At 68.0% G+C, this 19,077-nt stretch carries 17 protein-coding genes; 6 read left to right on the forward strand and 11 right to left on the reverse strand.

Annotated features, from left to right (window positions below):
- Positions 1–1,119 (reverse strand): citrate/2-methylcitrate synthase (locus E1261_RS30000; RefSeq protein WP_132412438.1); only part of this gene is annotated, 1,119 nt, incomplete at its 3' end.
- A gap of 73 nt (positions 1,120–1,192) precedes the next feature.
- On the opposite strand from E1261_RS30000, the gene E1261_RS30005 reads away from it, so the two are divergent.
- Positions 1,193–2,362 (forward strand): citrate/2-methylcitrate synthase, encoded by a 1,170-nt coding sequence (locus E1261_RS30005; protein WP_132412440.1) that lies wholly within the window; start codon positions 1,193–1,195, stop codon positions 2,360–2,362.
- On the opposite strand, the gene E1261_RS30010 is transcribed toward E1261_RS30005, so the two are convergent.
- Positions 2,307–3,785, reverse strand: coding sequence for a flavin-containing monooxygenase (locus E1261_RS30010; RefSeq protein WP_132412442.1), 1,479 nt, complete (start codon positions 3,783–3,785; stop codon positions 2,307–2,309). The two genes, E1261_RS30005 and E1261_RS30010, sit on opposite strands and share 56 nt — an antisense overlap.
- A 141-nt stretch (positions 3,786–3,926) precedes the next feature.
- Between E1261_RS30010 and E1261_RS30015 the strand changes: the two genes are divergently transcribed.
- Complete coding sequence (locus E1261_RS30015) at positions 3,927–4,298, forward strand: YciI family protein (RefSeq protein WP_132412444.1); 372 nt, start codon at positions 3,927–3,929, stop codon at positions 4,296–4,298.
- Positions 4,299–4,302: 4 nt separating this feature from the next.
- Entirely contained in the window at positions 4,303–5,550 is a 1,248-nt protein-coding gene (locus tag E1261_RS30020; protein ID WP_132412446.1) for an RNA polymerase sigma factor, read from the forward strand.
- On the opposite strand, the gene E1261_RS30025 is transcribed toward E1261_RS30020, so the two are convergent.
- A complete protein-coding gene (locus E1261_RS30025; RefSeq protein WP_132412448.1) occupies positions 5,540–5,983 on the reverse strand; it encodes a MerR family transcriptional regulator in 444 nt (147 codons plus the stop codon). The two genes, E1261_RS30020 and E1261_RS30025, sit on opposite strands and share 11 nt — an antisense overlap.
- A gap of 23 nt (positions 5,984–6,006) precedes the next feature.
- Between E1261_RS30025 and E1261_RS30030 the strand changes: the two genes are divergently transcribed.
- Both E1261_RS30030 and E1261_RS30035 read left to right on the forward strand, forming a co-directional pair.
- Positions 6,007–7,245 (forward strand): MFS transporter, encoded by a 1,239-nt coding sequence (locus E1261_RS30030; RefSeq protein ID WP_132412450.1) that lies wholly within the window; start codon positions 6,007–6,009, stop codon positions 7,243–7,245.
- Between the two features lie 16 nt (positions 7,246–7,261).
- On the forward strand, positions 7,262–8,092 hold the full coding sequence (locus E1261_RS30035) for a phosphotransferase family protein (RefSeq protein ID WP_132412452.1): 831 nt from the start codon (positions 7,262–7,264) through the stop codon (positions 8,090–8,092).
- Here E1261_RS30035 and E1261_RS30040 read toward each other — a convergent pair.
- Together E1261_RS30040 and glgB are read right to left on the reverse strand one after the other, a co-directional pair.
- Complete coding sequence (locus E1261_RS30040) at positions 8,085–8,960, reverse strand: NUDIX hydrolase (protein ID WP_132412454.1); 876 nt, start codon at positions 8,958–8,960, stop codon at positions 8,085–8,087. The two genes, E1261_RS30035 and E1261_RS30040, sit on opposite strands and share 8 nt — an antisense overlap.
- A 10-nt stretch (positions 8,961–8,970) precedes the next feature.
- Positions 8,971–11,205, reverse strand: coding sequence for a 1,4-alpha-glucan branching protein GlgB (gene glgB / locus E1261_RS30045; RefSeq protein WP_132412456.1), 2,235 nt, complete (start codon positions 11,203–11,205; stop codon positions 8,971–8,973).
- A gap of 99 nt (positions 11,206–11,304) precedes the next feature.
- On the opposite strand from glgB, the gene E1261_RS30050 reads away from it, so the two are divergent.
- Positions 11,305–11,451: a ribbon-helix-helix domain-containing protein gene (locus tag E1261_RS30050; RefSeq protein WP_132412458.1), complete on the forward strand. Its 147-nt coding sequence runs from the start codon at positions 11,305–11,307 to the stop codon at positions 11,449–11,451.
- Positions 11,452–11,563: 112 nt separating this feature from the next.
- Here E1261_RS30050 and E1261_RS30055 read toward each other — a convergent pair whose 3' ends face one another.
- The 6 genes from E1261_RS30055 to E1261_RS45475 form a co-directional block, all read right to left on the reverse strand.
- Entirely contained in the window at positions 11,564–14,476 is a 2,913-nt protein-coding gene (locus E1261_RS30055) for an ATP-binding protein (protein ID WP_132412460.1), read from the reverse strand.
- A 99-nt stretch (positions 14,477–14,575) separates the two neighbouring features.
- Positions 14,576–15,997 (reverse strand): maltokinase N-terminal cap-like domain-containing protein, encoded by a 1,422-nt coding sequence (locus tag E1261_RS30060; protein WP_132412462.1) that lies wholly within the window; start codon positions 15,995–15,997, stop codon positions 14,576–14,578.
- Positions 15,994–17,691: a maltose alpha-D-glucosyltransferase gene (gene treS / locus E1261_RS30065; protein ID WP_238176520.1), complete on the reverse strand. Its 1,698-nt coding sequence runs from the start codon at positions 17,689–17,691 to the stop codon at positions 15,994–15,996. Before treS ends, E1261_RS30060 begins: the two co-directional genes overlap by 4 nt.
- A 268-nt stretch (positions 17,692–17,959) precedes the next feature.
- On the reverse strand, positions 17,960–18,310 hold the full coding sequence (locus E1261_RS30070) for a type II toxin-antitoxin system HicA family toxin (RefSeq protein WP_132412466.1): 351 nt from the start codon (positions 18,308–18,310) through the stop codon (positions 17,960–17,962).
- On the reverse strand, positions 18,310–18,519 hold the full coding sequence (locus tag E1261_RS30075; RefSeq protein WP_132412468.1) for a type II toxin-antitoxin system HicB family antitoxin: 210 nt from the start codon (positions 18,517–18,519) through the stop codon (positions 18,310–18,312). Before E1261_RS30075 ends, E1261_RS30070 begins: the two co-directional genes overlap by 1 nt.
- A gap of 13 nt (positions 18,520–18,532) precedes the next feature.
- A partial coding sequence (locus tag E1261_RS45475; protein ID WP_476703273.1) for a sunset domain-containing protein occupies positions 18,533–19,077 on the reverse strand: 545 nt, incomplete at its 5' end.

Genomic DNA, 19,077 nt, shown 5'->3' on the forward strand with positions numbered 1-19,077 from the left:
GTACTCCTCCAGGGCGTGGGCGGTCCAGCCGGTGATGCGGGCCAGGGCGAAGAGGGCTTCGCCGGCGTCGGGGCGGAGGTTGTGGGTGTGCATGACGGCGGCGATGGCCAGGTCGCTGTTGGGGAAGGTCTTGGTGCGGGCGGCGATCGTTCGGATGACCTGCAGGATTGGTGCGTCGCCGAGGAGGTTGAAGAGGACCTCGGCTCGGGGGTCGCGTTTGCGGTAGATCTTGTGGCCGAAGCCGGGGAGGGGGGTGCCGGTGCGGAGGTTGTCGGATAGGGCGCTCAGTGGGTCGTCCTTTGCGCGGTCCAGGAACTCGTAGGCCAACGTCGGTGCAGCGCCGTGGTACTGGCCGTCCAATGCGCCGAGACCCGCCGAGACGACGGCGTACAGGTTGGCTCGGGCGCTTGCTGCGACTCGTGCTGCCACGGTGGAGACGGCTAGGCCGTGGTCGGCCAGCAGGATGAGTACGGCGTCGATCAGCTCGGGACGTGGTGGTTGGCTGGACGGCTGGGCGGTGACGAGTTTGGGCCAGAGGCGGGTGCCGGGGGAGGTGTCTGGTGAAGTTGTGCGGCCGGGGAGGGCGGTGATGAGGGTGCCTAGGAGGGTGCGGGCTGCGGTGGTGATGGAGGCGGGCTGCAGGTCGAAGCGGAGTGGATCTGCGGCGCCCAGGGCGGCGACGGCTACGCGTAGCTGGTCGGTGAGGCGGGCGGTGGGTGGCAGGACAGCCATGGCAGCTCGGGCCAGGTCGATCGAGGGCCGGTGGACCGGGAATGACGGTTGCTGGGTGAGCTCACCGCTCCAGAGGAGGTGGGCGACCGTCTCAAGTGAGGACGTGGTGGCCAGCTCGGCGACCGAGCGGCCGCGATAGTAGAGCTCGTCGCCGGACTGCAGCGTGAGGGCAGACTCGATCTCCTCGACCACTCCGGAGTGCTCTACCGATCGACTCGCGACCTGCTCCACGTCGGCAACGGCGAACAAGCTGCCGCGGCGGCCGCGGGCTCGCACGCTGGTCAGCAGGCCGCGGCTGACGTACGCGTAGACCGTCTCCGGTTTCACGCGCAGCCGTCGCGCCACCTGTGCTGTCGTCAGGTAATTCTCGTCACCTTCTGCTGTCATCCCCGCTCCATCATGCACTCATATTGACTGGATCAATATTGACAATACTTGATTGCGAATCAACCCTGAAGTCATGTCAACGACGATCAATGTTCCGCCCGGTCTCCGTAATGTCGTCGTCACCGAGACGACCCTCGGCGATGTCCGCGGCGACGAAGGGTTCTACCACTACCGGCAGTACTCGGCGGTCGACCTCGCCAAGTCGAAAACGCTGGAAGACGTCTGGTTCCTGCTCTTCGAGGGCCACCTGCCGACCGGCGCCGAGCGCGACCGGTTCATCGCCGACCTGGCGCCGCTGCGGGTGCTGCCGGATGAGGTCCGCGCAGTACTCCCCGCCATCGCCGCCGCCGGGCCTACATTCAACCCCCTGGCCGGCCTCCGAACCGCGCTTTCCCTGCTCGCGGCCAGCAAGAATTTGCCGCCGCTGTGGGATGCCGACCCAGCTCGCCGCAAAGCCGACGCCATGCTCGTCTGCGCGGTCACCCCGACCATCCTCGCCGCCCTGCACAGGCTCCGCGAAGGCCAGGAACCACTGGAGCCACGCGCCGACCTGACCGCCGCCGCCAACTGGCTCTACCTGGTCACCGGCAAGGTGCCGACAGCCGTCGAAGCCAGCGCGATCGAGCATTACTTGATCGCCACCGTCGACCATGGATTCAACGCGTCAACCTTCACCGCCCGCGTCATCACCTCCACCGGCGCCGACCTGGTGTCGGCCGTCGCCGGAGCGATCGGCGCTTTCTCCGGTCCATTGCACGGCGGTGCCCCCGACCGTGCGCTGGCCAGTCTCGACGAGATCGGTACGCCGGATCGCATCGACGCCTGGGTCCGCGCGAAGGTCGAGGCCGGCGACCGCATCATGGGCTTCGGCCACGCCGTCTACCGCACCGAGGACCCCCGCTCACTCATGCTGCGCGACATCGCCCGCGGCCCGCTCAGTCAAAGCCCGCTCAACCAAAACGACGGCGGCGATCTCGTCGACTTCGCGACCACGGTCGAGCAGCGCATCGTCGACGTACTGGCCGAGCTCAAGCCCGGCCGCAACCTCTACGCGAACGTCGAGTTCTACGCCGGTGTGGTGATGGAGATCTGCGGCATCCCGCGCGCCATGTTCACCCCGACGTTCGCCGTCAGCCGGGTGATCGGCTGGTCCGCCAACATCCTCGAACAGGCCGCCGACCCCAAGATCATCCGCCCGAGTGCGCAGTACGTCGGTCCGCCGCCGCCTGCTCCCGTCGAGTGAACTTCAGTACGCCGTCCTCGATCGAACCGAACCGGAACATCAGCAGGTCGCGCGGGTAGTTCTGGCGCAGCCGCCAGGGACCGTTGGGGCCCTGGCGGGGGAGGATGCCGGCGGCTCGCTGGATGTACCCCGAGGACAGGTCGACGACGGGCCGCCGGGGAGCGTCGTACTCGGCGGGGTCGATCTCCGGCAGGCAGATGTCGGTACCGGTCTCGCGCAGATGGTTGAGCAGACGGGCGACGAACTGCGAGCTCAGGTCGGAGCGTAGCGTCCAGGAGTTGTTGGTGTAGCCGACGCACCAGGCCAGGTTCGGTACGCCGCTCAGCATCAGCCCCTTGTAGACGAAGGTCTCGCTGACCGGAACCGGCCGGCCGTCGACGGTGAGCTCGATCTTGCCGAGGGCAACCATCTTCAGGCCGGTCGCCGTGACCACGACGTCCGCGTCCAGCTCCGCGCCGGACTTGAGCAGCAGTCCGGTCGGCGTGAACCGCTCGATCTCGTCGGTCAGCACCGAAGCGGTCCCCTTGCGCAGGGCGCGGAACAGGTCGGAGTCCGGAACCAGGCAGAGCCGCTGGTCCCACGGCTTGTACCGCGGCGTGAAATGCGGGTCGACGGGGATCGATTCGGGCAGCTGCTTGGCCGCCATGCTGTTGAGCAGCCAGGCCGCGTGGGCGGGGAACTTGCGGAGGGCGTTGTAGGTGAGGGTGCTCATCGCGATGTTCTTCGTGCGGACCACGCGGTGCGCGAGCTTGTCCGGCAGCAGCCCGCGGACGCGATTGGCGAACGCGTCGGAGGCCGGCCGGGACGCGACATAGCTCGGCGTGCGCTGCAGCATCGTCACGTGCGCCGCGGTGCCGGCCATCGCCGGGACGAGCGTGACGGCGGTCGCGCCGCTGCCGATGATCACCACGCGCTTGCCGGAGTAATCCAGGTCCGTCGGCCAGTGCTGCGGATGCACCACCCGCCCCTGAAACGACTCCTGCCCCGGGAAGTCGACGACGTACCCCTGCTCGTAGTCGTAGTACCCGGTGCAGGAGTAGAGGAAGGAGCACGTGTACGACGAGTCGTCCGTCTCGACCGTCCACCGCGCGGTCTCGGACGACCAGGAGGCGCGCAGGACGCGCTGCCCGAACCGGATGTGCTTGTCGATCCCGTACGTCGACGCCGTCTCGTTGACGTACTCCCGGATGTCCTGCCCGTCGGCGATCGCCTTCCCGTCCCACGAGTGGAAGGGGAAGCCGAGCGTGAACATGTCCGAGTCCGACCGGATCCCCGGATAGCGGAACAGGTCCCACGTCCCGCCGATCGCGTCCCGCGACTCGAGGATCGCGTACGACCGGTCCGGGGCCTGCGTCTGCACCCGGTAGGCCGCGCCGATCCCGGACAGGCCGGCGCCGACGATCAGGACGTCGAGGTGCTCCATACGTTCCTCCTGGGGCGGAAAGGCTTGTTGAGCATCCACTCAACAGTAGCGCGAAAACTGCTCCGGCGGTGCTGTCGATTCCGTTCGGGCCCGATCGTCAGCAAGATGTCCGGTAGCAAGCCCGAGACAAGGGAGTCCGAGATGGCGCAGTACATGTTCCTGCTCTTCGACAGCGAGGAGTGGTACGACAACGTCACGCCGGAGGATTGGCAGCAGGCGATGAAGCTGCACGGCGCGTTCAGCGAGGCGGTGGAGAAGGCGGGGGCCCGGATCCTCGGCGGCGAGGCGCTGGAGCGGTCCAGTACGGCGAGCACCGTGAAGCAGCGCGAGGGGTCGGAGCCATTGGTGACCGACGGACCGTTCCTGGAGACCAAGGAGGCTCTCGGCGGGTTCTACATCGTCGAGGCCCGTGATCTGGACCAGGCGCTCGAGCTGGCGAAGCTCTGCCCGGCCGGCAACGTCGAGGTCCGCCCGGTGATGGACACCTCCGCGGACAGCGGGCCGCAGGCCTGACTCCATGCAGGTCCCACCGCACCGACCACCCGCGACGGCACATCCGCGGGCGGTCGTTGCGGCCGTGGAGCGGGCGCACCGGGAGAGCTGGTCGAACGTGCTCTCCTCCGTGGTGCGGCTGACCCGGGACCTCGACCTGGCGGAGGACTGCACGCAGGACGCCTTCGTCCAGGCGCTGCGATCCTGGCCGGACGAGATTCCGGCCAATCCGGGTGGCTGGCTGACCACGGTCGCGCGACGGCTCGCCCTCGACCGGATGCGGCGCGAGACCACGCTCCGGCGGAAGCTGCCGCTGCTGATCGAAGAGCCGGGCGAGATCGAGCAACCGACCGATCCGCTCCGGCTCGTCTTCACCTGCTGCCACCCGGCGCTGGCGCAGGAGTCCCAGGTCGCGCTGACGCTCCGGCTGATCTGCGGTCTGACCACCCGTGAGGTGGCGGCCGGGCTGCTGATCAGCGAATCGACCGCCGCGGCCCGCATCACCCGGGCGAAGAAGAAGATCGCGGCAGCCGGTATTCCGTACCGGATCCCGGCCGATCACGAGCTGCCCACGCGGCTGGACGCGGTCCTCACCGTCGTGCACCTCGTCTACACCGCCGGCCATGTCGCGGCCGGTCCCGAGCTGACCCGGACGGAGCTGACCGGCCGGGCGATCGAGCTCGCCCGGCTGCTGCAGAGGCTGATGCCGGGCGAGACCGAGGCGGAGGCGTTGCTCGCGCTGCTGCTGATGAACGAAGCCCGCGGTGACGCTCGGATGAGCGCGGACGGCGAGCTGGTGCTGCTCGCGGATCAGGATCGTTCGCGCTGGGACACGAAGATGCTGGCCGAAGGGGTGTCGCGGGCGACCGCGGCGTTGCTGCACGGACACGGGCGCTTCGCGCTGCAGGCTGCGGTGGCCGGTCTGCATGTGACTGCACCGACGTGGGAGCGGACCGATTGGCAGCAGGTCGTCCGGATGTACGACGCGATGATGGTGAGCTGGCCGACGCCGATCGTCGCGCTGAACCGGGCCGCCGCCCGGAGCTTCGTCCCCGGCATCGACCTGTGCGAGGTCCTCGCCGAGCTGGATGCCCTGGGCAACGAACCTGCGCTGCGCACGTACGCCTACCTGCCCGCGGCCAGGGCCGACGTACTGGCTCGCTTGGGGCGGACCAGCGCGGCGGCCGACGCGTACGGCGAGGCGGTGGCGCTCACGACCAACGAGGCCGAACGGCGGTTCCTGGGTAGGCGACGAGCCGCACTCAGCCGGTAGGGCCGGGGAACCACAGGGTGTCGGCCGTCCCGGCGTCCATCCGGCCGCGGTACACGTCGATCTTGTGGTCGATCAGCTCGAGGTTCTCCTGCAGCTCGGCGAGTTTCGCGAGCACCTCGGCGCGATGGGACTCCAGCAGCGCGAGGCGCTCCTTCTCGTTCCCGGCGCCGGCCAGCACGAGATCGGCGTACTCGCGGATCGTCCGGATCGGCATCCCGGTCGACCGCAGCCGGGTGCACATGCCGATCCACCGCAGGTCGAGCTCGCGGTACCGGCGGCGGCCGCCCGTGGTCCGGTCGACGCTGGTGATGACCAGGCCGGCGCGTTCGTAGTACCGAAGGGTGTGCACGCTGACGCCCGTCCGCTCGGCCGCCTCGGCGATGCTCAGCCCGGCCTCGGGGATGGGGTCAGAGGGTTGCTTGACTTCGAGCACGCTCTAAATCCTAGGTTCGAGCTATGAGAGTTTCAACGAGGCAGCGAGTCGTCCTGGCGATCTGCTGCGCGAGCATCATCGTCTCGCTGATGGACGTCTCGATCGTCAACGTGGCGCTGCCGTCCATCCACGGCGACCTCAGTACGTCGGTCAGCGGCCTGCAATGGACTGTCGACGCCTACACCCTGGTGCTCGCCGTGCTGCTCCCGCTCGCGGGTTCGACGGCGGACCGGATCGGCCGGCGCCGGGTGTTCCAGGTCGGCCTGATTGTGTTCGGCCTCGGCTCGCTGGCCTGCAGCCTGGCGCCAGGTATCGGCTGGCTGATCGCGGCCCGCGCCGTCCAGGCGGTCGGCGGCACCATGCTGAATCCGGTCGCGATGGCGATCGTCGTCACCACCTTCCCCGACCGGCGCGAGCGCGCGAAGGCGATCGGTATCTTCGGCTCGATGTCCGGTCTCGCCCTCGCGCTCGGCCCGATTCTCGGCGGCGCCCTGGTCGACAGTTGGGGCTGGCGATCGATCTTCTGGGTCAACCTGCCGATCGTCGTGATCGCCGTCATCTGCACCCAGCTGTTCGTCCCCGAGACCCGCGCCGACCGCGCCCGCCGGTTCGATCCGATCGGTCAGCTTCTGCTGATGCTCACGCTTGGCAGTCTGGTTGGTGCGATCATCGAAAAAGTCCCCTGGCTTCTGGTCATCGCAGCGCTGGCCGCGACAAGCCTGATCGCGTACGAACGCCGCCGTACCGAACCACTGCTTGAGCTGCGCCTGTTCCGCAGCATCCGCTTCAGCTCCGCGCTGGTGATCGCGTTGGTCGCCTACGTCGGGTTCGGTGCCTACCTCTTCGTCACAACCCTCTATCTGCAGAACGTGCGCGACCTTCCCGCACTGGCCGCCGGGTTGTCGCTGTTGCCGATCGGCGTCGCGATCCTCCTCGTCGCCCCGTACGCCGGACGCCTGGTCGCCGCACGCGGTCCACGCGTACCGCTCGTGATTGCCGGTACGGCGTTCGTCCTCAGCGTGCTCGCTTCGTTCGCCCTAGGCGCCACGACCCCGCTGCCGGTCGTCCTCGCCATCTACCTGGTGTTCGGGATCTTCGTCGGGATGATCAACCCACCCCTCGTCAACACGGCCGTCTCCGAGATGCCCACCGACATGGCCGGCCTCGCGGCCTCGATCATCTCCACCGGGCGCCAGGTCGGTATCAGCCTCGGTGTCGCGCTCGCCGGGACCGTTATTGCCTCGACCGCTCTGGTCCGCTGAGGCAGAGTGCACACCTATGGAATTGATCGGGCAGGGCATGGAAGGCGCCGTCTACGACCTCGGTGACGGCACGGTCCGCAAGGAGTGGTTCGAGCGGCGGCCCGACGACGTACGGCTGATGCAATCCTTCCTCGACGAGATCCCCGAGCTCCCGTTCCGGACACCGCGGATCCGCACGATCGATGCCGCCGACAACGGTCTGGCCGTGAGCGTCGAGGACAAGCTGACCGGTACGCAGCTGCCGTCGGCCGAGGTGGCCGAGAACGACGCCCTGGCTGCGTTCGTCGGAATCGTCGAAGCACTCGGTACGACGACCGCCGGGCCCGCGAGCAGGGAGTTGCTCGTGCTGAACGAACCGTTCTGGCTCCCCGGGCTGTCCTGGGGCGAATCGCTGGCTGCGCTGGTCCGCCGTCGGGCCGAGGCGTCGTACCGGCATTTTGACCGCGATGTCGCGGACTTCCCGGCCTTGCTCGACCGCATCACCCGGCGGCTGGCGTCCATCGAGCTGGAGAAGCTGAGCATCGTGCACGGCGACATCTGCCCACCCAACCTGCTGATGGACGGCGCCCGCGTGTCCGCCTTACTGGACTGGGGTTTCTACTCGACCGCCGGCGACAACACCTTCGATGCTGCCCTCGCCGCCGGCTTCTTCGACATGTACGGCGCCGACGCGCGCCGCCTGGACGCCATACTGCTCGACCGCTTCGAAGCCCTCGGCCACGACCGCGAGCGGATGTACCTCTACCGCCACGCCTACGCGATCACCACCGCAACCATCTACGACCAAGAAGCAGGCGACGGCCATTACGCGTGGTGCGTTGCCGACCTCAACCGCCTGCCTAGGTGATGGGGTTGCCGTTGCTCAGGTTGTGCAGCTCGGAGGGTTTGCTCAGGACCAGCGGGAGGCGGCGGGCGTTGAGTGGTGAGACGAGGCCTTCCAGGGCTTCGGGGGAGTGCCAGGACAGGGCGAGGATTTCGCGGCCGTCGGGGTGGAGGGTCTCCAGCAAGGACGCGTCGTGGATGCCGCCGTCGTAGAGGATTTCGACGGCGTCGCCCCAGCCTTCCCAGCGGGGGAGCCAGTCGATGGCGAGGATGCCGAGGAGGGGGAGGGCGATGCCCAGCTCCTCCTCCATCTCGCGGGAGGCGCCGGTGGCCGGGTCCTCGTCCGGTTCGACGACGCCGCCGGGGAGCTCGAGGTCTTGTTTGTAGCTGACCTGGCAGAGCAGGACTCGACCGGTGGTGTCCTGCACGACGACGTGCGCGATCACGCGCTTCTTCGGCAGCGTGGAGTCCATCAGGGTCGTCCAGCCGAGCACGGAATCGGGGCGCGGGTCGTCGCTGCGCATCCCGTACACGACCACGTCGCGGCGTTCGCCGTCGACGAGGGCGGCACCGCGCAGCAGACCTTCGCGGCGGAAACCGGATCGGATCGCGACCCGCATCGACGAGTGCAACGAAGGATCGACGTCGATCTGCAACCGGTCCAGACCGAGTTCACCGAACGCGTACTCCGACAGCAGCCGGACCGCTCGTTGGGCGAACTCGGGCCCGCCGTCCAGCGCCCACACGACAAGCCCGGCACCTGGGGTAGTCCGCCGTACCTCCACTGTGCCGAGCGGAGTCCCGTTCTCGACTTCGAACGTCACCACCTGCTGGTCGTCAGCAGACAGGCGCAGGGTCAGGTCACCATCGGTCAGCGGTTGTACGGCGGTCACCCCACGAACGCTACCCGTCGTACCGCAAGTACACGGTGGCCAGGGGCGGAACGGACAGCTCGGTGCTCGTCGTCATCCCGTGCCACTCGGGGCCGTCGGCCGTGACCGCACCGAAGTTGCCGACCCCGGAGCCGCCGTAGTTACCGGCGTCGGTGTTGATCACCTCGGACCACTGACCGGCGTACGGGAGACCCAGGCGGTAGCCGTGGTGCGGCAGCGCGGAGAAGTTCGCGATGCAGGCGATCGTCGGCTCACCCTCGTCGCCGAAGCGGACGAACGAGAAGACGTTGTTGCCGGCGTCGTTGGCGTCGATCCAGCTGAACTTCTCCGGCGCGTGATCCGTCCGCCACAACGCCGGCGTAGCGGTGTAGACGCCGTTCAGGTCGCGGACGAGATCCTGCAGACCGCGGTGGTTCTCGTGGTCCAGCAGCCACCAGTCGAGCTCGCCCTTCTCGGACCACTCCGACTCCTGACCGAACTCGCAGCCCATGAACAGCAGTTGCTTGCCCGGGTGGGCCCACATCATCGCCAGGTAGGCGCGCAGATTCGCCAGCTGCTGCCAGCGGTCGCCCGGCATCTTGCGGAGCAACGAGCCCTTGCCGTGCACGACCTCGTCGTGGGACAGCGGGAGCACGAAGTTCTCCGAGTAGGCGTACATCATCGAGAACGTCAGCTCATGGTGGTGGTACTGCCGATGCACCGGCTCGTGCTCCAGGTAGCGGAGCGAGTCGTTCATCCAGCCCATGTTCCACTTGAAGCCGAAGCCGAGCCCGCCGAGGTGGGTGTCGCGGGTGACACCCGGCCAGGACGTCGACTCCTCGGCGACCGTGATCACGCCGGGGACGCGCTTGTAGAGGGTCGCGTTCATCTCCTGCAGGAACGACACGGCCTCCAGGTTCTCGCGGCCGCCGTACTGGTTGGGGACCCACTGGCCCTCCTGGCGCGAGTAGTCCAGGTAGAGCATCGAGGCGACCGCGTCCACGCGCAGGCCGTCGATGTGGAACTCCTCGGCCCAGTAGATCGCGTTCGCGACCAGGAAGTTGCGCACCTGCGGCCGGCCGAAGTCGAAGACCAGCGTGCCCCAGTCGGGCTGCTCGCCGCGGCGCGGATCCGGGTGCTCGTACAGCGGGGTCCCGTCGAAGCGAGCCAGCGCCCACGCATCCTTCGGGAAGTGCGCCGGCACCCAGTCGACCAGTACGCCGATGCCCGCCTGGTGCAGCTTGTCGACCAGGAACCGGAAGTCGTCCGGGTCGCCGAACCGCGAGGTCGGCGCGAAGTACGACGTCACCTGGTAACCCCAGGAACCGCCGAACGGATGCTCCATCACCGGCATGAACTCGACGTGGGTGAAGCCCATATCGTTGACGTAGGCAACAAGCTCGTCGGCCAGCTCGCGGTACGTCTTCCCCTTGCGCCACGAACCGAGGTGCACCTCGTAGACGCTCATCGGCTCGGCATACGCACTCGACGCGGCCCGGCGCTCGATCCAGGCGGCGTCCTCCCACTCGTACGACGTCTCGTGCACCACCGACGCGTTGGCCGGGGGAACCTCGGCGAGGTTCGCCATCGGGTCGGCCTTCTGCCGCCACACGCCGTCCCGGCCGCAGATGTCGAACTTGTACCGCGTGCCCGGGCCGATGCCCGGCACGAACAGCTCCCACACGCCGGAGCCACCCAGCGAACGCAGCGGATGCGCGCGGCCGTCCCAGAAGTTGAAGTCGGCGGTCAGCCGGACGCCTTGTGCGTTGGGAGCCCAGACGGCGAACGACGTCCCGGTCACAGCACCCGTAGGACCGTCGTACCGGCGAACGTGCGCACCGAGCACAGTCCACAGCTGCTCATGCCGGCCCTCGCCGATCAGATGCAGGTCGACCTCGCCGAGCGACGGGAGATACCGGTACGGATCGTCCACCTCGACGGCGGGACCATCGGTGTAGCTGACCTCGAGCCGATAGTCCGGCACCTTGTCGGTGTCCAGCACCCCGACCCAGATCCCGTCATGCTCATGCCGCAGTGGCAGCTGCTTCCCGTCGTACAGGACCGTGACCGAACTCGCGAACGGCCGCAGCACCCGCACGGTCACCCCATGCTCGCCAAGATGCGGCCCGAGCACCTGATGCGCATCGTGGTACGTCCCACCAACCACTCGCTCCAGCACAGTCCGGTCCACCGGAACCGCTGTCACCACAGGCTCCTCGGCCGCAACCACCGGCTGCTCCATGGCTTCGCGCTCACTCGATCCCATGCACCCCATCCTGCCCGATAGCCAACACATTCACTGCACCCCGTACCCGACAAGCCGCGACCTACACGAAGAAGATTCGCGCTGGCATGCTTGGACACCATGAAGCGCACCACGCTGACCCTCCCGGACGAGCTCGACACCGAGCTCCGCCACGAGGCCGCGCGCCGCGAAATCACGGTCTCCGAGCTGGTTCGCGAGGCACTCACGATGCACCTGGCCGAGGCCGACATCGAACAGCTCCGCTGAGCCGGCGGAGAGTACTCACCCCGGGGGTCGGGCGCCCCTGGTTGCCCGCTGCTGTACGCCCCTGACCATCACCACCCGATGGGTGAACCCACGAGCTGATGATGCGGCGAACCTACTGCCCTAGAGCGGCGCGGACTTCGGTGAGGCGGGTGGCGTAGCGGGGCCAGGCGAAGCCGGTGCGGGTGTAGGCGATGGTGGTTTCGTTGACCAGGTGGGTGGTGCGGGGGAGGTCGCCTTGGGCTAGGGACAGGGCGGCGGCTACTGCGCGGGCTGCTAGCCAGGAGATGCTTTGGGCGGGGGCTTCGGCGAAGACGGCGTCGAGGAGGGCTGCGGCTTCGTCCAGCTCGCCTTGGCGGACCAGGACGTCGGCCAGGTCGATGTAGGCGTGGCTGACGCCGCTGTCGTCGGCCAGGGCGTATTCGACGGCGGAGCGTAGGTGTTTCTCGGCTTCGTCGAGGTCGTTGCGGGCTACGGCGGCGAGGCCGCGGATGACGTCGTTCAGGGGGAGGATCTGGCGGTCGTCGAGGCGGCGGGCGTAGTGGTCCGATTCGGCGGCCGCTTTGAGGGCCTCGTCCCAGCGGTCGAGCCCGACCAGCGCACCGGCGAGATTGCTCAGCCCGCGCGACAGTCCGTGCTCGTCGCCGAACTCACGGTCGGCCACGATGCACGTCTCGTAACACACGAGTGCGCGCTCGGATTGGCCTGCATAGACATACAGCGTGCCAAGCGCATCCGTGAACGCCGACAGCCGACGCTCGTGCTCGCCGGAGGAGCGGGCCAGCGCCTGTCCGGTCAGTAGTGGGGTGAACGCGTCCAGCAGTCGGCCGCGCTCGATCTCGACGATGCTGCGGTAGTACAGCGCGGTCAGCGTCAACGTGTCGTCGTCCTGCAACGGCGCGAGCCGCTCGGCCTCGGTCAGCAGCTCCGCGGCGCGGTCGAACTGACCGCGCATCGTCAGCACGAAACCGTGGTTGCACAACGCGGTCAGCCGCTCGGACGTGGTCGCGCCCGGTGCGTCGGTCAACGCGTCGAAGTGCCGCGCGGCCTCGGCATACCAGCCTCGGATCAACCACGGTGTGTGCATGACGAGCGCCAACCGCAGACCGGCCGCGGCACGCTCGGTCCCGGCGGCACGATCCAGTACGTCGAGCAGATTCGGCCACTCGGCGAAGACCTCGTTCAGGGCTTCGGCGTGGGCGAAGTCGTCGCTGTTCTGGCCGGCGGTCTGCACATAGCTCATGGCCCAGTCGAGCTCGGCGCTCCGCGCAGTCTCGGTCTCACCGGCCTCTTCCAGCTTCGTCAGCGCGTAGTCCCGCACGGTCTCCAGCAAACGGAAGCGTCGCCCGTTGACGGCCTCGACCGTCAGCAGACTCCGATCCGCCAGCTCGGTCAGTGCCGGCGCGACATCCCGCGGATCGAGTGCGACCTGCTCGGCCGCCTCCAGAGTGAAACCACCAGCGAAGACCGCAACCCGGCGCAGCACAGCACGCTCGGTATCCCCGAGCAGTTGGTGACTCCAGTCCAGTGCCGCGACCAGACTGGTATGACGGGCCTGCGAATCCCGCCCGCCGGCCACGAGCAGCCGCATCCGATCCGTCAACCGCTTCGCCAGCTGCGGGACAGTCAGAGTCCGAGTGAGACCCGCTGCCAGCTCAATCCCGAGCGGGAACCGGTCAACCGCCGTACAGATCGCGGCGACCTGCTCTGGATCGGCGCCCTGGGCATCGATCGCGCAGCGCTCGGTGAACAGTTGCGCGGCCGCCAATGCATCCAGCGGGCGCATCGGCCGGACCTCCTCGGCCTCCAGCTGCAACGGCCGCTGCGACGTCACCAGCACGGTCAGCCCCGGCGCCCGCCGTACCAGCGCAGCTACGATGTCCGCGGCCTGCTCGACCACATGCTCGGCGTTGTCGATCACCAGCACCGAACCGTCGAGCGCCGACGCGGCGGACGCGAGCGGATCGTGGCCGCTGGCCTCCTCACCCGCAATCGCCTCCAGTACGGCGCCTTCGCGCTGCAGCGGGGCCAGCTCGACCAAGCGGACCGGGCGGTTCGCCACCGTCCGGACCGCCTCGAACGACAGCCGGGACTTGCCGCTCCCAGGACCGCCGACCAGCGTGACGACACCGGGTCGCGTGATCCGGTTGATCAGCCAGGCCAGCTCCTCCTGCCGGCCGACGAAACTGGTCAACGGCGACGGCAGATCGGCGACAGGACCGGCGGACGCACTACGGGTGGCCGAACTCGGAGCCACGGGTTCAGATGCCGTCGGCAACAAAGTCGGGTCCTGCCGGAGCAGCCGCAGCTCCATCGCCGCAGTGTCCGGCGCCGGATCCACGCCGAGCTCGTCAGCCAGCCGGTTGCGCAACTTGGACATCCGGCTGAGCGCATCAGCCTGACGCCCGGTCCGGTAGAGCGCGAGCGCCAGCAGGCACCACAGACGCTCATGCAACGGATTCTCAGCGGCAAGTGCCTCGAGCTCACGAGCCGCCTCGGCCGCATGACCGAGTGACAACTCCGCATCGAGCATCTCGACCTGCAGCGTCAGCTTCCACGCATCGAGTTGCTCGCCCTCGGCAACGGCATACGGAATCGTGCGCAGGTCGGCGAGCGACGGACCACGCCACAGCTCGAGCGCCTCATGCGCGGCGGTCCTGACGCCGAGGTGATCACCAGCCCGTACGGCGGTGTGCATCCGCTCGGCGGCCGCCCGGGCCTCCGTCAGGTCGCTGAGGTCGGCGGCCAACGCATAGCCACCGTTCACCCGGGTCAACGAGTCGGGGGAGTCGATCGCGGCCCGGAGCCGGGAGGCGAGCACCCGCAGCCGCTCGGTCGGGCGGGCCAGATCGACATCACCCCAGAGATCCGCGGCCAGCCGATGATCCGGAACCGACATCCCGCCGGCCAGTGCGAGCCGCACCAGCAACGCCCGCTCCAGCGGCCGATCGACCGCGACCACCCTGCCCCCGAGCCGGACAGCCAGAGGCCCGAGCACAAGCACCTCTAGCGGTGGAGCGGTGGGCATACCCGCAAGTATTACAGTGGCGACGCCCGCACGCTCAGTAATTCTCAGGATGGAGGATTACTTGGCGGAGATTTGGGGTATCTGATGTTGTTTTACGTTCTACTGCTCGACGCCGGCCAGCTGCGCCGCCGCAGCTAGTGGAATGCGCAACCAGGTTGGCCGGTTGCGGGCCTCATACAGCACCTCGTAGATCAGCTTGTCCGCCAGGAACGCGTCCAGCAACGCGGACTGCTGACGGGGGTCGCTCTCCGCAACCTCCGCATACCCGTCGCAGAACGCCTGCTGGTTGCGGCTGGCCCACTCCGAAGCCCGGTAGGCGATCTGCTGGTCACCCTCGTGATCGGTCAGCAGCAGCGACCGCGCCGCGTAGTCGAAGGACCGCAGCATCCCGGCGATGTCCTTGACCGGAGTGTCCAGCGCGCGCCGCTCGACCAGCGACTTGGCCGGCTCACCCTCGAAGTCGATCAGCTTCCAGCCGTCGATCGTGCGCAGCACCTGACCGAGGTGGTAGTCGCCGTGGATGCGCTGCACCAGCACCGGCTGATCGGCCGCTGCCAGGTTGTCGAACGCACGGCCAAGACCTTCGGCGTACGGCGCCAATTCGGGAACCGCGGCAGTCGCGGCGGCCAGCCGTCGGTGCATCGCGGCTGCGTGCTCGACCAGCTTGGACTGCTCCCAGACATCGGTGCCGAGTGCCTTCGCCAGCTCGGCATGCACCTGGGCGGTGCTGGCACCGAGCCGATGCGACTCGGCCGCGAAGTCGCCGCCGACCTCGGCCGCGTGCAGATCGGCCTCGGCGTACAGATCGCGCACCGACGAGGTCGCGAACGACCAGCCGTCGGTGGCGTTCTTCTGGAAGGCCGTCATCATCGCCAGCTCACCGCTGTCGGTCCCGCCACCGGCCCGCGGCCAGCTGCCGCGAGCCGACCCGAGCACCTCCGGGACCAGCTCGGACCCGGACTCGGTGAGCGCCGACTCGATCTCGACCCCGGGGTTGCTCCCGGGCTCGAGCCGGCGGAACACCTTCAGCAGCGCCACGTCGCCGAAGACCAGCGACGTGTTGGACTGCTCGACGGTCAGCACCAGGGACTGCGCGTCCTCGGGCACGACCGTCGTACTCTCCGGTGCGTGCACCGGGTGGAACTCCAGCGCGTCCAGCTTCCGGCCGTTGGTGAGACCGTCCAGCCAGTACGGCGTGGCTTCCTTGTCGTGCAAGGCGTCGTACACCCACACGCGGGTGTCGTCGAGTTCCTGCTCGTCCCAGTCACCGATCAGGGCGTGGCTGAGATTCTCCGCCGGAGCCTGGTGGTAGCTGAGCGGCAGCTGGTACACCCGGATCGGGATATCCGATCCGGGCGGCCCCGAACAGTAGACGAACCCGATCCGGACCGCAGGCCACACCCCGTCGTCGGACAGCCACACCGAGGTGGCCATCGCGTCGACGACGACGTCGTGTCCCTTCTCCCCGAACCATCGCTGGCTCGCACAGAAGGACTGGACCTGGTCCAGATGGGAAGTCACGAAATGCTCTCCTCGTGGTCGGCCGGCTTGGGCAGCCGGAACCAGTAGAAACCGTGCGCGCCGAGCGTCAAAAGGTAGGGCAACTCACCGATCGCTGGGAAGTGCACCCCGCCGAGGAGCTCAACCGGCTCGACACCTTCCCACTGCCGCAGGTCCAGCTCGATCGGCTGCGGGAAGCGGGACAGGTTGTTCACACACAGGACGACGTCGTCGCCGAACTCACGGATGTACGACAGGACGCTCGGGTTCGAGCCGCCCAGATCGGTGAAGGTGCCCATCCCGAAGCAGGGGTGCTGCTTACGGGTCTGGATCATCCGCCGGGTCCAGTGCAGCAGCGACGAGGCGTTCTCCATCTCGGCCTCGACGTTCACCGCCTGGTAGCCGTAGACCGGATCCATGATGACCGGCAGACTGAGCTTGCCCGGGGTCGCGGTCGAGAACGACGCGTTCCGGTCCGGCGACCACTGCATCGGGGTCCGGACACCGTCGCGGTCACCCAGCCAGATGTTGTCGCCCATGCCGATCTCGTCGCCGTAGTACAGGATCGGTGATCCCGGCAACGACAACAGCATCGCGGTGAACAACTCCATCTTGTTGGTGTCGTTGTCCAGCAGCGGGGCGAGCCGCCGGCGGATGCCGATGTTCGCCTTCATCCGCGGGTCCTGCGCGTATTCGGACCACATGTAGTCGCGGTCCTCGTCGGTGACCATCTCGAGCGTCAGCTCGTCGTGGTTGCGCAGGAAGATGCCCCACTGGCAGGTGTCCGGGATCGCCGGGGTCTGGGCCAGGATCTCCGAGATCGGGAACCTGGACTCGCGCCGTACCCCCATGAAGATGCGCGGCATCACCGGGAAGTGGAACGCCATCTGGCACTCGTCACCACCGGAGTCCCGGTCGCCGAAGTAGTCGACCACGTCGGCGGGCCACTGGTTCGCCTCGCAGAGCAGGATGCGGTCCTCGTAGTTCGCGTCGACCTCTTTGCGGACCCGCTTCAGGAACTCGTGGGTGCGCGGCAGGTTCTCGCAGTTGGTGCCGTCCTCCTCGAACAGGTACGGCACCGCGTCCAGCCGGAAACCGTCGATACCGAGGTCCAGCCAGAACTTCAGCGCCTCGATCATCGCGTCGCCGACGGCCGGGTTCTCGAAGTTGAGGTCCGGCTGGCTGGAGTAGAACCGGTGCCAGAAGTACTGGCCGCGGACCGGGTCCCAGGTCCAGTTCGACTGCTCCGAGTCCACGAAGATGATCCGCGCGTCGCCGTACGGCTCGTCGGTGTCGGACCAGACGTAGAAGTCGCCGTACGGGCCGTCCGGGTTGGTCCGGGATTCCTGGAACCAGGGGTGCGCGTCCGAGGTGTGGTTCATCACGAAGTCGACGATCACGCGCATGCCCCGTGAGTGCGCGGCTTCCATGAACGCGGCGAAGTCCTGGATCGTGCCGACCTCCGGCATCACGCCGGTGTAGTCGGAGATGTCGTAACCGCCGTCGCGCAGCGGTGACGGATAGAACGGCGGCAGCCAAAGGCAGTCCACGCCGAGCCACTCGAGATAGTCCAGCTTCTCGGTCAGGCCCTGCAGGTCGCCGATGCCGTCGGCGTTCGAATCCTTGAACGACCGCACCAGGACTTCGTAGAAGACGGCCCGCTTGAACCACAGCGGATCCTTCTTCGTCAATCCGTGGTGCTGCTCCGGCAGCATGTCGGTCACGCTCACCTCCATCGGGAGTGTTGTGGGGGACTCCGCCGCGCGCCCGCGTCGTCGTCCCGTACCCCGAATCGGCGGACTCAAAAGGCCGGTTCGATCAAGGGGGAAGGCAAACGCAGGAACCGGCAGAGCCCGGTGATGTGGTGACGCCGCGCGAGTGACGGTTCCGCGAGTGCGTTGCGCATAGTCTGACGGCCCTTTGCCAGTACAAGCAAATAGACCCGCAAACATCCCGCAGAGTAAAACCTCTACCCGCACTGGTCTACGTCGAACGCCCGCGTCCCCGCCCACGTTTCTTGCCGGAATCGTGACGGCTCGCTGGTTGTGCCTTCGGTGTCTGCGAGTCCGGCGCACTGCCAGCCTTCGCAACCCCGTCGTTCGCCAGCCGCTGCGCGTCATCCGCGCTGTCGCGAGACCCCTTCTGCTCCTTCAACCCCGCCTGACGCTGAATGGCACTCCATGTCCCGGTCGGGATCTCGCCGTGGCTCGGGACGGTCACCGAGATGCCTGCATCGTTCTGATACACCATGTGACTGCCCTTGCCGCGCCCGTCGAGCTTCCGGTAGCCCGCGTTCCGCAGGATGCGCTCGGCATCGCGGACCTTGATCGGCACTAGTCGACCTCGACTGTCACAACCAGTTGCTCCGGCACCCCAACGGTCTCGGCCAGGAGAGCGATCGCGTCCTTGAGGTCTTCGAGCGCAGCTTCGGGAGTCGCGCCGGAACCGTTCGCGAACGACTTCGGGGTGAGTGCGGCTTCGGCGCACCAGACGCCGTCCTCGTCCTGCTCGATGATGTACGGGACGCTGATCTCGCGCTGCACTCTTACCTCCTGGTCAGTTGCCGGGCTGGGTGGACTTGCGGGGTTTGCGGACGTACTTGGTGAAGCCGGAGCGTTCGGCGTCGGCCTCGGTGCGGAACCAGACCTCGGCCTTGGTGCGGCCGTAGTACGGGGAATCCGGGGTGTGGAAGAGCATCGACTGCGCGTTGCCCTTGATGGTGAAACCGTCCGGCGGTCCCTGATGCGGTACGGCGTCCGCCGAGCCCGGACCGAACCGCCCGACCGGAACCTCGTCGTCGAACAAGGTCGGTGCCGACGAGGACCCACTGTCCATCAACCGCGAGAACTCCCCCTCACCCGGTACGACGCCCTCGGGCGCCGGGGGAGCGGGTACGACGGGCTCGGGCTCAGCACGCGCAATCGGCTCCGCTTCAACCGCGGGCGCAGGTGCCGCGGCCGCGGCCGGCTCAGCGTTCGGAGTAACAGGTGCGGGCTCCGGGTCCGCGACGACCGCCGGCTCGGGGTCTGGGGCAACGGCTGCGGGCTCGGGCGCCGGTACGACGGCCTCTGGCGCCGGCGCGGTTGCGGCCTGCTCGGGGG

The sequence above is a fragment of the Kribbella albertanoniae genome (assembly GCF_004348455.1).
GTDB lineage: Bacteria > Actinomycetota > Actinomycetes > Propionibacteriales > Kribbellaceae > Kribbella > Kribbella albertanoniae.

Coding starts and splice junctions, on each gene's coding strand:
- E1261_RS30005 (WP_132412440.1), top strand. CDS start 1,193: ATGTCAACGACGATCAATGTTCCGCCCGGTCTCCGTAATGTCGTCGTC.
- E1261_RS30010 (WP_132412442.1), bottom strand. CDS start 3,785: ATGGAGCACCTCGACGTCCTGATCGTCGGCGCCGGCCTGTCCGGGATC.
- E1261_RS30015 (WP_132412444.1), top strand. CDS start 3,927: ATGGCGCAGTACATGTTCCTGCTCTTCGACAGCGAGGAGTGGTACGAC.
- E1261_RS30020 (WP_132412446.1), top strand. CDS start 4,303: ATGCAGGTCCCACCGCACCGACCACCCGCGACGGCACATCCGCGGGCG.
- E1261_RS30030 (WP_132412450.1), top strand. CDS start 6,007: ATGAGAGTTTCAACGAGGCAGCGAGTCGTCCTGGCGATCTGCTGCGCG.
- E1261_RS30035 (WP_132412452.1), top strand. CDS start 7,262: ATGGAATTGATCGGGCAGGGCATGGAAGGCGCCGTCTACGACCTCGGT.
- glgB (WP_132412456.1), bottom strand. CDS start 11,205: ATGGGATCGAGTGAGCGCGAAGCCATGGAGCAGCCGGTGGTTGCGGCC.
- E1261_RS30050 (WP_132412458.1), top strand. CDS start 11,305: ATGAAGCGCACCACGCTGACCCTCCCGGACGAGCTCGACACCGAGCTC.
- E1261_RS30055 (WP_132412460.1), bottom strand. CDS start 14,476: ATGCCCACCGCTCCACCGCTAGAGGTGCTTGTGCTCGGGCCTCTGGCT.
- treS (WP_238176520.1), bottom strand. CDS start 17,691: ATGCTGCCGGAGCAGCACCACGGATTGACGAAGAAGGATCCGCTGTGG.